The following is a 12,601-nucleotide window of genomic DNA, read 5'->3' as shown; positions in this document are numbered from 1 at the left end:
ATCAAAACCTCGCGACTACAGCCTCGGTTCGAATCGAACCGAGGCTGTAGTCGTTTCGTCAGAGGATGGTCGTCGGCCGAACCCCGAGGCCGGAATGCATGTACGCCTCGTCGATCATCGTCATGTTGGCTACCGCGTCGCCCGGTCCGATCGGCAGCGCCGAGACCCCGGACAGATGATCGGCGAACGCTTCGAGTTGCCAGGTGTACGACGACTTCGTGCCCAGATGCTCGATACTCGTGCGCCCATCGACAGTGACGGAGACACGGTCGTCGACGTCCGGCTGGAGGAAGTTGTGCACCAGGACGTCTCCGTTGGTTCCGAAGACCCGGAAGGTGAAGTGGTACTGCTCGTCCAACATCGTTGTCACAACGGATGCCCGCGCTCCGCCGGGATACTCGAGTTCGATGTCGAACCACGAATCGACCCCCGGAGCGTATTCCTCGTGGCGGGTCTCGGTCACCACCGGCGCACCACCACAGACGTCACTCAGCATCCGGGAAGCATGTAACCCGTAGCAGCCCAGGTCCATCAGTGACCCGCCTGCCAAGGCGAGCTCCCACCGCGGGTCGTTCTCGGATGGTTTGGGCATCCGCAGTACGGTTTCCACTCGAGTGACCGCGCCGACTGTGCCGCTCCGAACCACATCCAGCAGGCGCCGGTTCACCGGATGAAAGAGGTAGTGGAACCCCTCGAGAAGCGTCACTCCGCTCACGCGTGCTGCTTCGGCTACAGCACGCGCTTCCACCGCGTTGCTCGAAAACGGTTTCTCCGTCAGCACGTGCTTGCCGGCCTGAACGGCGGCGAGATTCCACGGTCCGTGCAGGCTGTTGGGCAGCGCGTTGTAGACGACGTCCACCTCCGGATCCGAGATCAGCTCGGCGTACGAACCGACCACCCGTTCGATCCCATGCTGGGCTGCATAGGCTCTGGCCCGCTCGGGGCTGCGTGCGGCAACGGCCACCAGGCGGTGCCCGGTGGCCGTTGCAGGTTTGATCATCGCGTTCTCGGCGATGCGTGAGGCTCCCAGAATGCCTATCCGCAGCGGGGCAGGTGTCACAGAACCGACCGCAGATACTCGACGCTCGCTCGCACATCGCGCACCGGTCCCTCGTCGGACGGAGCCTCGGCCAGAATGGTGTCCTGCTCGAGCACGTACCACCCGTCGAAACCGTGGCGCTGCAATATGGCTGTGACACCGGCGATGTCGACGTCGCCGCCACCGAGCGGACGGTACATTCCCGCCTTCACGCCGTCGGTGTAGGTGAGCTCACCACTGCGAACGCGTGATGCGAGGGCATCGTCGACGTCCTTGAGATGCACGTGGGTGATGCGCTCGGGAGCTTGACGCGCCAGGTCGACCGGATCGGTGCCGCCGATCAACAGGTGGCCGGTGTCCAGGCACAGTGGGATGGCCGAGCCGTCGAGCACTCGCAGGACCTCGTCGCGCTGCTCGATCATCGTTCCGACGTGAGGGTGGACAACTGCCCTGATTCCACGCTCGGCCGCGGCGTCAGTGAGGCGATCGAGATTGTGTAGCAGGGTTTTCCAACTCTGCTCGTCCAGTTCTGGGCGTGAATCGTAGCCGTCGGAACCCGTCGCGGCGGCCAGAACCAAAACCTCGGCACCTGAGGCGACAAAACCGTCGAGGATGGGGGAGATGCCGGGCACCGGATCATGATCGTCATCGTGCAGCAGTACTGGTGCAAACCCGCCGACTGCGCTCAGGTCGTGATCCGCGAGCACCTTGGCCATCTCGGCAGGTGCTGTCGGCAGAAAGCCCTCCGGTCCGATTTCCGTTGCCGCCAGACCGACTTCGCGCATTTCCCGGAGGACTTGCGCAGGGTCGAGTTGGTAGCCCCAGCCCGGGACTTCGCACACGCCCCAGGAGATCGGTGCGCCGGCGATGCGAGGAGTGCTCATGTGTGTGCCTCATTCTTGTCGTGAAGGAACAGATCTTTGACTTCGGTGATCGTGACGGGCCGACCCTCGCGCAGAGAGTGCGTTGCAGCTTCGGAGATCCAGGCCGACTCGACCGCATCTGTGGGCGTACACGGTGATTCCCGACGCCCGGCGACAACGCCGAGGAATGCTTCGAGTTCCGCACGGTAGGCGGACGTGAAGCGGTCCATGAAGAACGTGTACGGCTCCTGCGAGGGGAACGATGTTCCGGGGTCGAGCGAGCGGAGTGGCAAGCGGTCGTCCAGCCCGGCAACGACGGAGTCCGCCGAGCCGAGTACCTCGAGTCGGCAGTCGTAGCCGCGGCCGTTGTAGCGGGTATTTGACACGACCGCGATGGTTCCGCCTTCGAAAGTGAGAACCGTTGCGGCGGTGTCGACGTCACCGGCATCGGCGATCCCGCGATCACCCTGATTCGAGCCGGTGGCAAAAACCGTGGTGACTTCGCGGCCGCTGACCCACCTGACGATGTCGAAATCGTGGATCGAGCAGTCGCGGAAGATGCCGCCGGAGTGTTCGATGTACGAGATCGGCGGGGGAGCGGGGTCGAGGGTGGTCGATCGGAGAGTGTGTATCCAACCGAGTTCTCCAGATCGAACTGCGTTGTACGCCGCCACAAATGACGGGTCGAATCGGCGCTGAAATCCGATCTGGACTGGTACCGACGTCTGCTCGGCAGTCGCGAGGACACGAACCGAGGATTCGATCGAGTCGGCTACCGGCTTTTCGCAGAACGTCGGGATGTCTCGGCGGACAGCGGCTTCGATCAGGTCGGCGTGCGAACTCGACGACGCGGCGATCAGAACGCCGTCGATGCCTGACGCTAAAAGCGCGTCGGGATCGGCAGCGGACTCCACGTCGAGTTCGCTTGCCACGTCCGAGGTTCGACGTGCGTCGACGTCGGTGACAACCAGTGCGTCGACGCCGTCCGTCGTCAGCAGGTTTCGGGCGTGGTGGCTGCCGATTCGTCCGAGGCCGATGACTCCGATACGAGCGCCCATCAGTCCAGCCCTCCGAAGACGTTCTGGTCCCAGTCGATGATCGAACCTGTCACGACTCCGCTGCGATCGGAGAGCAGGAAGACGACGAAGTCGGCGATTTCGTCGACCTGTCCGAGCTTGCCCATGGGGAGGGTGCTGCCCGCACGTTCCTGCCAATCGTCACCAGCGTCGTGAAAAGCTCTCTGCGTGAGGTCTTCTCCCTCGGTCTGTGTCCACCCGATGTCGAGACCGTTGATCCGGATACGATCCCAGCGATGCGCATGGGCGGCGTTGCGGGTCAGCCCCGCCAGCCCGGCCTTCGCTGCCACGTACGGCGCGAGATACGGTTGCCCGCCGAGTTCGGACGTGGAGATGATGTTGACGATGGACCCGGGGACCGCACGCTCGCGCATGTCCTTGACCGCTGCCTGCATCGTGAAGAACGGACCGCGAAGGTTCACCGCGATGTGCTGGTCGAAGAGTTCCTCGGTGGTGTCGAGCAGCGTGCCGCGCGAGGTGAGTCCGGCAGAATTGACGAGGGCATCCACGCGGCCGAAATGTGAGATCGTCTCGGCCACGCTGGCGAGCGCGGAATCGGTCTGCGCCACATCGGCTTCGATGAAGTGGGTTCCCGGAAGTTCTGCCTCGAGAGCTTTTCCGACGTCCGGGCGTCTGCCGGTGAAAGCCACCTGAGCGCCCTCACGGACTGCGGCGCGAACGACGCCGGCGCCGACGCCTTGCGAGCCGCCACTGACCAGTACGACGGTGTCTGCTAGGAGTGCGGGCCTGGTTACGCCCGGCGGAGAAGTCATGGGTTTAGTCTGGCTGTGACGAAGACCTCGAGCAACAGCGAAAAACCATCAAATATCCATCATCGTGAGGTAGTTGTGGCGCATCGATTCAAAGTACGGGAGATCGCTCAGCAGTCGGGCCTGAGTGAGGCCACCGTCGACCGGGTGCTCAACGACCGTCCTGGAGTTCGTGAGGGCACACGATCGGAGGTTCGCCAGGCGATCACGGACCTGGAACGTCAACGCTCGCAACTGAAACTGGTCGGGCGTACGTTCATCGTCGACGTCGTGTTGCAAACCCCCGCAAGGTTTTCCGACGCCGTCCGTGACGCGCTCGAGGCTGAACTGCCGACCCTTGCGCCTGCTGTCGTTCGTTCCCGGTTCCACTTTCGTGAAACCGGTTCGGTCGAAGCGATGACGTCGACGCTCGACAAGATTCGCCGACGCGGATCCCACGGAGTCATCGTCAAGGCTCCCGACACTCCGGAAGTCGTGGCGGCGATCGACCGGTTGGTGGCGGCCAAGATTCCGGTCGTCACGTTGGTGACCGATGTTCCCGGTAGCAGGCGAGCCGCCTACATCGGCATCGACAACCGAGCCGCCGGAGCCACCGCCGCGTACTTGATAGATCAGTGGCTGGGGGATCGGGACGGCAACGTGCTGGTCAGCATGAGTAGCGGCTTCTTCCGTGGGGAGGAAGAACGGGAGATGGGATTTCGCTCCGCTATGCGCGTCTCGGCTCCGCATCGCCGTTTGATCGACATTCCGAACAGTGACGGTCTGGATCAGACGAGTAGGAAATTGGTGCGAGCGGCACTCGAATCCGATCCGCAGATCCGTGCCGTGTATTCGATCGGTGGTGGCAACCTGGCCACTGTCGACGCGTTCGAAGAACTGAACCGGGAGTGCAGTGTCTTCATCGCTCACGATCTCGACGGTGACAATCGAAAGTTGCTAGGGGAGAGGCGAATATCAGCGGTGCTCCACCACGATCTGCGGGCGGATGTTCGCACTGCCTGTCAGGTGGTCATGAAAGAACACGGCGCCATGGGCGCTCACTTCGGCTTTACGACGTCACCGGTTCAAGTCGTGACACCGCCCAACATGCCCCCGACATAGCTGTGCGCGGTTAAGGAGTCCGGAGACTCCCTAACCGCGCACAGGGCCGAAGGCCTGACTATCGAGCGAAGAGCAGAGCTCGCTTGACTTCCTGAATAGCCTTTGTCACCTGGATGCCGCGGGGGCATGCGTCGGTGCAGTTGAACGTGGTGCGGCAACGCCACACGCCGTCCTTGTCGTTCAGGATGTCGAGACGCTCGGAAGCGGCCTCGTCACGGCTGTCGAAGATGAACCGGTGTGCGTTGACGATGGCAGCGGGACCGAAGTAGCTGCCGTCGCTCCAGTACACGGGGCACGACGTGGTGCAGCATGCGCACAGGATGCACTTGGTGGTGTCGTCGAAACGAGCACGGTCGTGCTGGCTCTGGATGCGCTCACGAGTGGGCTCGTTGCCACTGGTGATGAGGAACGGCTTCACGGCGCGGAATGCGTCGAAGAAGGGTTCCATGTCGACAACCAGGTCCTTCTCGACGGGCAGGCCCTTGATGGGCTCGACCGTGATGGTGACCGGCTTGCCGTCCTTGGGCAGCATGTCCTTCATCAGCAGCTTGCAGGCCAGACGGTTCACACCGTTGATCCGCATGGCGTCCGATCCACAGACACCGTGTGCGCAGCTGCGACGGAACGTGAGGGTGCCGTCGAGGTAACCCTTCACGTACAGCAGCAGGTTGAGCAGACGGTCGGTGGGCAGTGCCGGGACCTGGAAACTGTCCCAGTGCTGGCCCTCGCCCGATTCGGGGTTCATCCGCGCGATCTTGAGAGTGACCATGACGGCCCCCTCGGGAACAGCGGGGAGTTTGGGTGCATCTACAGCAGGCGCAGACATCAGTACTTACGCTCCATCGGCTCGTAGCGGGTCTGGATCACCGGCTTGTAGTCCAGACGGATGTCGGAGAGCAGGCCGTCACCCTCCTTGTACGCCATCGTGTGCTTCATGTACTCGGCGTCGTTGCGATCCGGGAAGTCCTCACGAGCGTGGCCGCCGCGCGATTCCTTGCGGTTGAGGGCGCCGACGACGGTGACCTCTGCCATTTCGAGGAGGAAGCCCAGCTCGATGGCCTCGAGCAGGTCGCTGTTGTAGCGCTTGCCCTTGTCCTGGACCGTGATGTGGTTGTAGCGCTCCTTGAGAGCACGCACATCCTTGAGTGCCTGGGTGAGGCGCTCTTCGGTGCGGAAGACGGAGGCGTTGTTGTCCATCGACTGCTGCAGCTCGGTGCGGATGTCCGCAACGCGCTCGTGGCCGTGATCGGACAGGATGACGCCGACCCAGTCTTCGACCATCGCAGCCGGGGTTTCCGGCAGGTCGACGAACTCGGTGGAGTTCGCGTACTCGGCGGCAGCGATGCCGGCGCGGCGGCCGAACACGTTGATGTCGAGGAGCGAGTTGGTGCCGAGGCGGTTTGCACCGTGCACGGAAACGCAGGCACATTCGCCGGCGGCGTACAGGCCCTTGACGACCTCGTCGTTGTTGCGCAGAACCTCACCGTTGATCTTGGTGGGGATACCGCCCATGACGTAGTGGCACGTCGGGTAGACGGGCACGGGCTCCTTGACGGGGTCCACGCCAAGGTAGGTGCGCGAGAACTCCATGATGTCGGGGAGCTTCTCGTCGAGAACTTCCTCGGGGATGTGCGTCACGTCGATGTAGACGTAGTCCTTGTTCGGGCCGGCGCCGCGGCCTTCCAGAACCTCGAGGACCATCGAACGGGCCACGATGTCACGCGGAGCGAGGTCCTTGATGGTGGGGGCGTAGCGCTCCATGAAGCGCTCGCCGTCGGCATTACGGAGAATGCCACCTTCACCACGGACGGCTTCCGAGATCAGGATGCCGAGACCGGCGAGTCCTGTCGGGTGGAACTGGTGGAACTCCATGTCCTCGAGGGGCAGGCCCTTGCGGAAGATGATGCCCATGCCGTCACCGGTGAGGGTGTGCGCGTTGGACGTCGTCTTGTACATACGTCCCGAGCCGCCGGTCGCGAAGATGATCGACTTGGCGTGGAAGATGTGCAGCTCGCCGGTCGAGAGCTCATAGCAGATGACACCGGTGGCAACCGGGCCGTCCTCGGTCTCGGTGATGGCGATGTCGAGCGCGTAGAACTCGTTGAAGAACTCGACGTCGTGCTTGACGCAGTTCTGGTACAGCGTCTGCAGGATCATGTGACCGGTGCGGTCGGCTGCGTAACACGCACGGCGGACGGGTGCCTTGCCGTGGTCACGCGTGTGGCCACCGAATCGACGCTGGTCGATCTTGCCTTCGGGCGTGCGGTTGAACGGCAGACCCATCTTCTCGAGGTCGAGCACCGCGTCGATGGCCTCTTTGGCCATGATCTCGACGGCGTCCTGGTCGGCGAGGTAGTCGCCGCCCTTGACGGTGTCGAAGGTGTGCCACTCCCAGTTGTCTTCCTCCACGTTCGCCAGTGCGGCGCACATGCCGCCCTGGGCCGCGCCGGTGTGGCTGCGGGTGGGGTAGAGCTTGGTCAGTACGGCCGTGCGGGCACGGGGGCCAGCTTCGATTGCCGCACGCATGCCTGCGCCGCCGGCGCCGACGATGACCACGTCATAACGATGTTCCTGCATGAAGTCTGTGCTCCCCTAGCTCGCCGAGATATTGGGGTCGAAGGTGAAGATGACGTACGTGCCCAGGCCCATGATCAGGATCATCGAGAGAACGAGGATCGTGGTCAGCCAGAAGCGCGTGGAGTCCTTGCGGGAGTAGTCCGCGATGACCGTGCGCAGGCCGTTACCGCCGTGCAGCTGTGCCAGCCACAACATCGTCAGATCCCAGAACTGCCAGAACGGGCTGGACCAGCGACCTGCGACGAATGCGAAGTTCAGACGGTGAACGCCACCGTCGAGCATCAGCATGATGAACATGTGGCCCAGGACCAGAACGATCAGGGCGACGCCGGAGAAGCGCATGAACAGCCATGCGTACAACTCGAAGTTGTTCCGAGCCTTCGCGCGCGGGGACCGCGGGTTGTCCAGGCTTGCGGGACGGTCGTATGAGGTGCCCAGGCTCTTGGCTTCGGGTCCGTGAGTAGTCGCCATGTCAGTGCTCCGCAAACATGTTGATGAGGATGCGTCCGGCGCCTGGGATCATCACCAGGAACCAGATCGTCAGAATGGTCCAGAGCATGACGCGCTGGTACTTCGGGCCCTTCGACCAGAAGTCCACCAACATCACGCGCACGCCGTTGAGGGCGTGGTAGAGGACTACGCCGACGAGGCCGATCTCCATGAGGCCGACGAGGGGGTTCTTGTACGTGTCGATGACGGCGTCGTACGTATCGGGATTGACCCGAACGAGTGCCGTATCGAGAACGTGTACGAATAGGAAGAAGAAAGTAGCGACGCCTGTGATCCGGTGTAGAACCCAGGACCACATTCCGGGGTCGCCCCGGTAAAGCGACCTCGTGCGCTCCTTCTGAGGAGCGGCTTCAGTCGTAGTACTCATCGAGTGCTGTGCCTCCAACGTCATTGGTGGACGCGTCGAGCCTGCAGAGAGCTTCGATGTACCTCAGCCCGGGCTCGACGGGATCCTGAACCGACTTGACTCAGACTCTAAACCTATGTGAAACCGGGAACTAATCAGATGCGGGATTCGTACGCGTACCAAACTCTTTGTAAGGTTTGCCTTTCCAATCTCACCTAGCCGGTTTCGGCGTGGTTTCTGCATCCATTCAGTCGGCGTGATTGGATAACGAACCATGGGTGACATCGACTGGAAGTTGTTGCGGCACAACGCGCAAGTGGTCATGCGGCAGGCTTATGCACCGTACTCGGGCTATGCAGTGGGTGCAGCTGCCCTGGTAGACGATGGTCGGATCGTCTCAGGATGCAATGTGGAAAATGTCTCATACGGTTTGAGCCTGTGTGCCGAATGTGGACTCGTCGGTAACTTAGCCGCCACCGGGGGCGGGCGGCTGGTTGCCTTCACGTGCTGCGACGCGAAGGGCTCGATTCTGATGCCATGCGGCAGGTGCAGACAGCTTCTTCTCGAGCATGGCGGGGGTGAGATGCTTGTCGACACGAGCAGTGGGTTCAAGCCGCTGAGCGAGCTGTTGCCTGATGCTTTCGGGCCGGAACAAGCAGAGGGGCTCCGCCATGTTTGACGCAGTTTCCATCATCGGCGCCAAGCGTGACGGCCGCGAGTTGTCGGGAACCGAGATCGACTGGATAGTTCAGGCGTTCACTGAGGGGGTCGTCGGCGACGAGCAGATGTCGGCGCTCGCGATGGCGATCTATTTCCGAGGAATGTCACGAGCAGAGACCGGCCGATGGACCGAGGCAATGATCGAATCCGGCGGGAGGATGGACTTTTCGGACTTGCCGCTGCCCACCGTCGACAAGCATTCGACCGGTGGTGTTGGGGACAAGATCACCCTTCCGCTCGCGCCCCTCGTCGCGGCATGTGGTCTTGCAGTCCCGCAGTTGTCGGGACGCGGACTCGGCCACACCGGCGGAACTCTCGACAAGCTCGAGGCCATTCCAGGTTGGCGAGCCGAGCTCACGGCGACGGAGATGGTCGACATTCTCGCGGACCCGAAAATCGGCGCGGTGATCTGCGCTGCCGGAGCGAACCTGGCCCCCGCCGACAAGAAGCTCTACGCGCTGCGCGACGTGACCGGAACGGTGGAATCCATTCCGCTGATCGCAAGTTCGATCATGAGCAAGAAGATTGCCGAGGGAACCGGCGCCCTGGTGCTCGACGTCAAAGTCGGTTCCGGAGCGTTCATGAAGGACCTCGGCGACGCGCGAGAGTTGGCACGCACGATGGTCGAGTTGGGCAACGACGCCGGCGTGCGTACAAGTGCTCTCATCACCGGGATGGACACCCCGCTGGGATTGACGGCTGGCAACGCTCTCGAGGTGCGTGAATCCGTCGAGGTGCTGGCAGGCGGCGGGCCGTCCGACGTCGTCGAGCTGACCCTGGTCCTGGCTCGGGAGATGCTGTCCGCGGCTGGGATCGACGGTATCGACCCCGCAGACAGACTGGCCGACGGCACGGCCATGGACCGGTGGCGCGCGATGATCGCCGCACAAGGTGGGGACCCACACGCGACGCTGCCGGTGGCCCGGCACAGCGACGTCGTCACCGCGGACCGAGACGGCGTGCTGACCCGACTCGACGCCATGGCGGTGGGCATCGCGGCCTGGAAGCTCGGAGCCGGACGCGAACGACAGGGCGAAGCCGTTCAGGCCGGTGCCGGCATCGAGATGCACGCGAAGCCCGGCGACGTGGTCCGCGCCGGACAGAAGCTGATGACACTGCACACCGACACTCCCGAGAGATTTGATGCTGCGCGGCGGAGCCTCGGCGGAGGCTGGTCGATCGGGGCCGATTCCGACACCGTTTCGCGACCGTTGCTCATCGAGCGAATTGTGGGTGATTCGCGTTAGCGTTGGCGAATGAACGCACCGGAGTTGACCACGATCCGCAGCGCACCCAAAGTTCTTCTCCACGATCATCTCGACGGAGGACTCAGACCCGAGACTGTCCTCGAACTGGCCGAGCAGTGTGGCTACGACGAGCTGCCGGCGAATACGGCATCCGAACTCGCGCAATGGTTCCGAACTGCCGCTGACAGTGGATCGCTCGAGCTCTACCTCGAAACGTTCGCGCACACGGTCGCGGTGATGCAGACCCCGGAAGGGCTTGCACGGGTAGCGCGTGAATGCGCCGAGGATCTGGCCGACGACAACGTCGTCTATGCCGAAATCCGTTTTGCGCCCGAGCAGCACCTGGAACAAGGCCTGAGTTTGGACGAGGTCGTCGAGCACGTTCTCGAAGGTTTCCGGGCCGGCGAATCCGCTGCCAGGGTCGCGGGACGGGAGATCCGAATCGGGTGTCTTCTCACGGCGATGAGGCATGCCGCCCGGTCACGGGAGATCGCCGAACTCGCTGTGCGATTCCGGGACCGCGGCGTCGTCGGTTTCGACATCGCCGGTGCCGAGGCCGGTAACCCGCCGAGCCGGCACCTCGACGCCTTCGAATACATGCGTGATGCGAACGCCCACTTCACGATTCACGCGGGTGAGGCGTTCGGGTTGCCGTCGATCCACGAAGCCATCGCCTTCTGCGGAGCGGATCGGTTGGGTCACGGCGTGCGGATCGTGGACGACATCGACGTAGCCGGCCAAGGTGGGGCAGAGCTGGGTCGACTCGCGAACTACGTCCGTGACATGCGCATTCCCCTGGAACTGTGCCCGAGTTCGAACGTGCAGACCGGAGCCGTAGCGGCCCTGTCGGACCATCCGTTCGGACTGTTGGCGGACTTGCGCTTCCGCGTGACCGTCAACACTGACAACAGGCTGATGAGCGACACGAGCATGAGCCGGGAAATGGCCGCGTTGGTCGAGACCTTCGGTTACGGCTGGACCGATCTGGAACGCTTCACCATCAACGCGATGAAGTCGGCCTTCATCCCGTTCGACGAGCGCCTCGCGTTGATCGACGACGTCATCAAGCCGGGTTACGCCGTGCTCATCGGCTAGCTGACGTGCACCCGACTACTCAGATCGCAGCCGGGCCTCGAACTCACGCTCGAGTTCGCGCCAGGCCTCGGATTCCTTGGTGAACGGCGCACTCGGAGCCATCCGCGACGGATCGGGGTTGAGGAGGTACGAGACGTACCAACCCAGCTCGTTCGACGCGGACAGAGCCTCCTCGGTGGAGTCGTCGTCGGCGAAATCCGCTGCATCGGTGAACAATTCGACGGCAAGTTCCAGTTGCTCGGCGTCGACGACGTCCGGGCCCTGGGCGAGGTCGTCGGCGATGCCGGGCAGAACGTAGACGTTCTCGTCCGTGACCTCGATTTCGAGTGAACCGTCGACGGCAGCATTCTGAATTTCGCCGTACGTGCTGACCTGCGAGAGATCGTGTTCGTGGTTGTCGGCGAGGTAGCGAGCGAGTGCGCGCTCGCTACGGAAAACGGTGATCAGTCCGTCCTTGCCGAGGAAGATCGCCTGATCGCCCATGTAGCAGCGCAGAGTGTAGAACGTCTCGGCTGAGGTGATGATGCGGATCGGGTCGACACCGACCTCGCCCCAGAAGGTCTCGACTTCGTCTTCCTCCTCGTCGAGGTCGTCTTCGTCGAATTCCTCGTCCTCGCCCTCCTCAGCGACATCGTCGGCGTCGACGGTGTTCTCGGCGGCAGCGAGCAGTTCAGCTTCGGCGACCGCGACGGCAGCTGCATCGACCTTCGGGGAGGTGACCACCTTGTCGATGGCGTCGAGAACGGCGTCCCAGTCCTTGACGATCGCAGCGCCGACCTGGTCCCACAGCTCCAGGCCTTCGCGACCTTCGAAGGTGCCGGCGCCGGTCGCAAGCGCGCCGAGAACCGGATGGCCGCTGAAGAAGCGGATGACCGCGTCCAGTTCGCACACCTCGCCGATGTTGCGAGCCATGTTCAAGGTGTCTTCGAGTTCCGAGACCGCCAGTGCCTCAGGATCACCTGCGGCCAGTTCCGGCACGCCGACGAAGTCGAAGGTGAAGTTCTCTTCCGGTTCGAGCTCGGCTGCCGACAGTCCGGAGACGACGGCCCACGCCGGATGCTCGACCAGGTCGTTGTCGGAGTCCGTTCGGATGAAGGCCGCGAGTTCTGCGACGGAGGAGAACCCGTACAGGTCTTCCTCATGGCCGAGGAACGCTTCCCACTCGTCGTCGCCCTCGCGCCAGCGGGGTGCCCACAAAGTGACGAGGTCTCCGTCGGTGAGTCCGATTTCGATAGGGACGATGTCTCCAGCCATGGG

General features: G+C 63.1%; 13 protein-coding genes. 4 read left to right on the top strand and 9 right to left on the bottom strand.

From position 1 onward, the window contains the following. Positions 1-58: 58 nt before the first annotated feature. The 4 genes from AC1DVN_RS03305 to AC1DVN_RS03290 are packed head-to-tail and all read right to left on the bottom strand — an operon-like array spanning position 59 to position 3,751. Positions 59-1,060: a Gfo/Idh/MocA family protein gene (locus AC1DVN_RS03305; protein WP_134998752.1), complete on the bottom strand. Its 1,002-nt coding sequence runs from the start codon at positions 1,058-1,060 to the stop codon at positions 59-61. Continuing rightward, a complete protein-coding gene (locus tag AC1DVN_RS03300; protein ID WP_020969151.1) occupies positions 1,057-1,923 on the bottom strand; it encodes a TIM barrel protein in 867 nt (288 codons plus the stop codon). The genes AC1DVN_RS03305 and AC1DVN_RS03300 overlap by 4 nt, the downstream gene beginning before the upstream one ends. Continuing rightward, complete coding sequence (locus AC1DVN_RS03295; protein ID WP_182262353.1) at positions 1,920-2,960, bottom strand: Gfo/Idh/MocA family protein; 1,041 nt, start codon at positions 2,958-2,960, stop codon at positions 1,920-1,922. The genes AC1DVN_RS03300 and AC1DVN_RS03295 overlap by 4 nt, the downstream gene beginning before the upstream one ends. Beyond that, the gene (locus AC1DVN_RS03290; protein ID WP_047890271.1) at positions 2,960-3,751 is read right to left on the bottom strand and encodes an SDR family oxidoreductase; all 792 of its coding nucleotides are present in this window, start codon (positions 3,749-3,751) and stop codon (positions 2,960-2,962) included. The genes AC1DVN_RS03295 and AC1DVN_RS03290 overlap by 1 nt, the downstream gene beginning before the upstream one ends. 75 nt (positions 3,752-3,826) lie before the next feature. On the opposite strand from AC1DVN_RS03290, the gene AC1DVN_RS03285 reads away from it, so the two are divergent. Beyond that, positions 3,827-4,849 (top strand): LacI family DNA-binding transcriptional regulator, encoded by a 1,023-nt coding sequence (locus AC1DVN_RS03285; RefSeq protein WP_134998848.1) that lies wholly within the window; start codon positions 3,827-3,829, stop codon positions 4,847-4,849. Positions 4,850-4,907: 58 nt separating this feature from the next. On the opposite strand, the gene AC1DVN_RS03280 is transcribed toward AC1DVN_RS03285, so the two are convergent. Genes AC1DVN_RS03280 through sdhC form a run of 4 tightly spaced genes read right to left on the bottom strand, consistent with a single transcriptional unit; the run spans position 4,908 to position 8,303 of the window. Further along, complete coding sequence (locus tag AC1DVN_RS03280; protein WP_003940925.1) at positions 4,908-5,675, bottom strand: succinate dehydrogenase iron-sulfur subunit; 768 nt, start codon at positions 5,673-5,675, stop codon at positions 4,908-4,910. Further along, positions 5,675-7,426 carry a succinate dehydrogenase flavoprotein subunit gene (sdhA, locus tag AC1DVN_RS03275; protein ID WP_019747692.1) on the bottom strand — a complete coding sequence of 584 codons (1,752 nt, stop codon included), beginning with the start codon at positions 7,424-7,426 and terminating at the stop codon, positions 5,675-5,677. The genes AC1DVN_RS03280 and sdhA overlap by 1 nt, the downstream gene beginning before the upstream one ends. A gap of 15 nt (positions 7,427-7,441) precedes the next feature. Then, positions 7,442-7,897, bottom strand: a complete 456-nt coding sequence (locus AC1DVN_RS03270; RefSeq protein WP_003940699.1) for a succinate dehydrogenase hydrophobic membrane anchor subunit — start codon at positions 7,895-7,897, stop codon at positions 7,442-7,444. A 1-nt stretch (position 7,898) separates the two neighbouring features. Then, positions 7,899-8,303 carry a succinate dehydrogenase, cytochrome b556 subunit gene (gene sdhC / locus AC1DVN_RS03265; protein WP_020969155.1) on the bottom strand — a complete coding sequence of 135 codons (405 nt, stop codon included), beginning with the start codon at positions 8,301-8,303 and terminating at the stop codon, positions 7,899-7,901. Positions 8,304-8,556: 253 nt separating this feature from the next. Here sdhC and AC1DVN_RS03260 point away from each other — a divergent pair, with 253 nt between their 5' ends. The 3 genes from AC1DVN_RS03260 to AC1DVN_RS03250 are packed head-to-tail and all read left to right on the top strand — an operon-like array spanning position 8,557 to position 11,344. Continuing rightward, the gene (locus AC1DVN_RS03260; protein ID WP_019747693.1) at positions 8,557-8,961 is read left to right on the top strand and encodes a cytidine deaminase; all 405 of its coding nucleotides are present in this window, start codon (positions 8,557-8,559) and stop codon (positions 8,959-8,961) included. Continuing rightward, positions 8,954-10,249 carry a thymidine phosphorylase gene (locus tag AC1DVN_RS03255; protein WP_019747694.1) on the top strand — a complete coding sequence of 432 codons (1,296 nt, stop codon included), beginning with the start codon at positions 8,954-8,956 and terminating at the stop codon, positions 10,247-10,249. Before AC1DVN_RS03260 ends, AC1DVN_RS03255 begins: the two co-directional genes overlap by 8 nt. Positions 10,250-10,258: 9 nt before the next feature. After that, entirely contained in the window at positions 10,259-11,344 is a 1,086-nt protein-coding gene (locus AC1DVN_RS03250) for an adenosine deaminase (protein WP_133728418.1), read from the top strand. A 15-nt stretch (positions 11,345-11,359) separates the two neighbouring features. Here AC1DVN_RS03250 and AC1DVN_RS03245 read toward each other — a convergent pair whose 3' ends face one another. Beyond that, the gene (locus AC1DVN_RS03245; protein WP_020969158.1) at positions 11,360-12,598 is read right to left on the bottom strand and encodes a hypothetical protein; all 1,239 of its coding nucleotides are present in this window, start codon (positions 12,596-12,598) and stop codon (positions 11,360-11,362) included. Between the last annotated feature and the right edge of the window lie 3 nt (positions 12,599-12,601).

This window comes from Rhodococcus sp. P4_E4 (assembly GCF_056401575.1).
The sequence above is the reverse complement of the archived record's forward strand: the minus strand, read 5'-3'. Positions and strand labels throughout refer to the sequence as shown.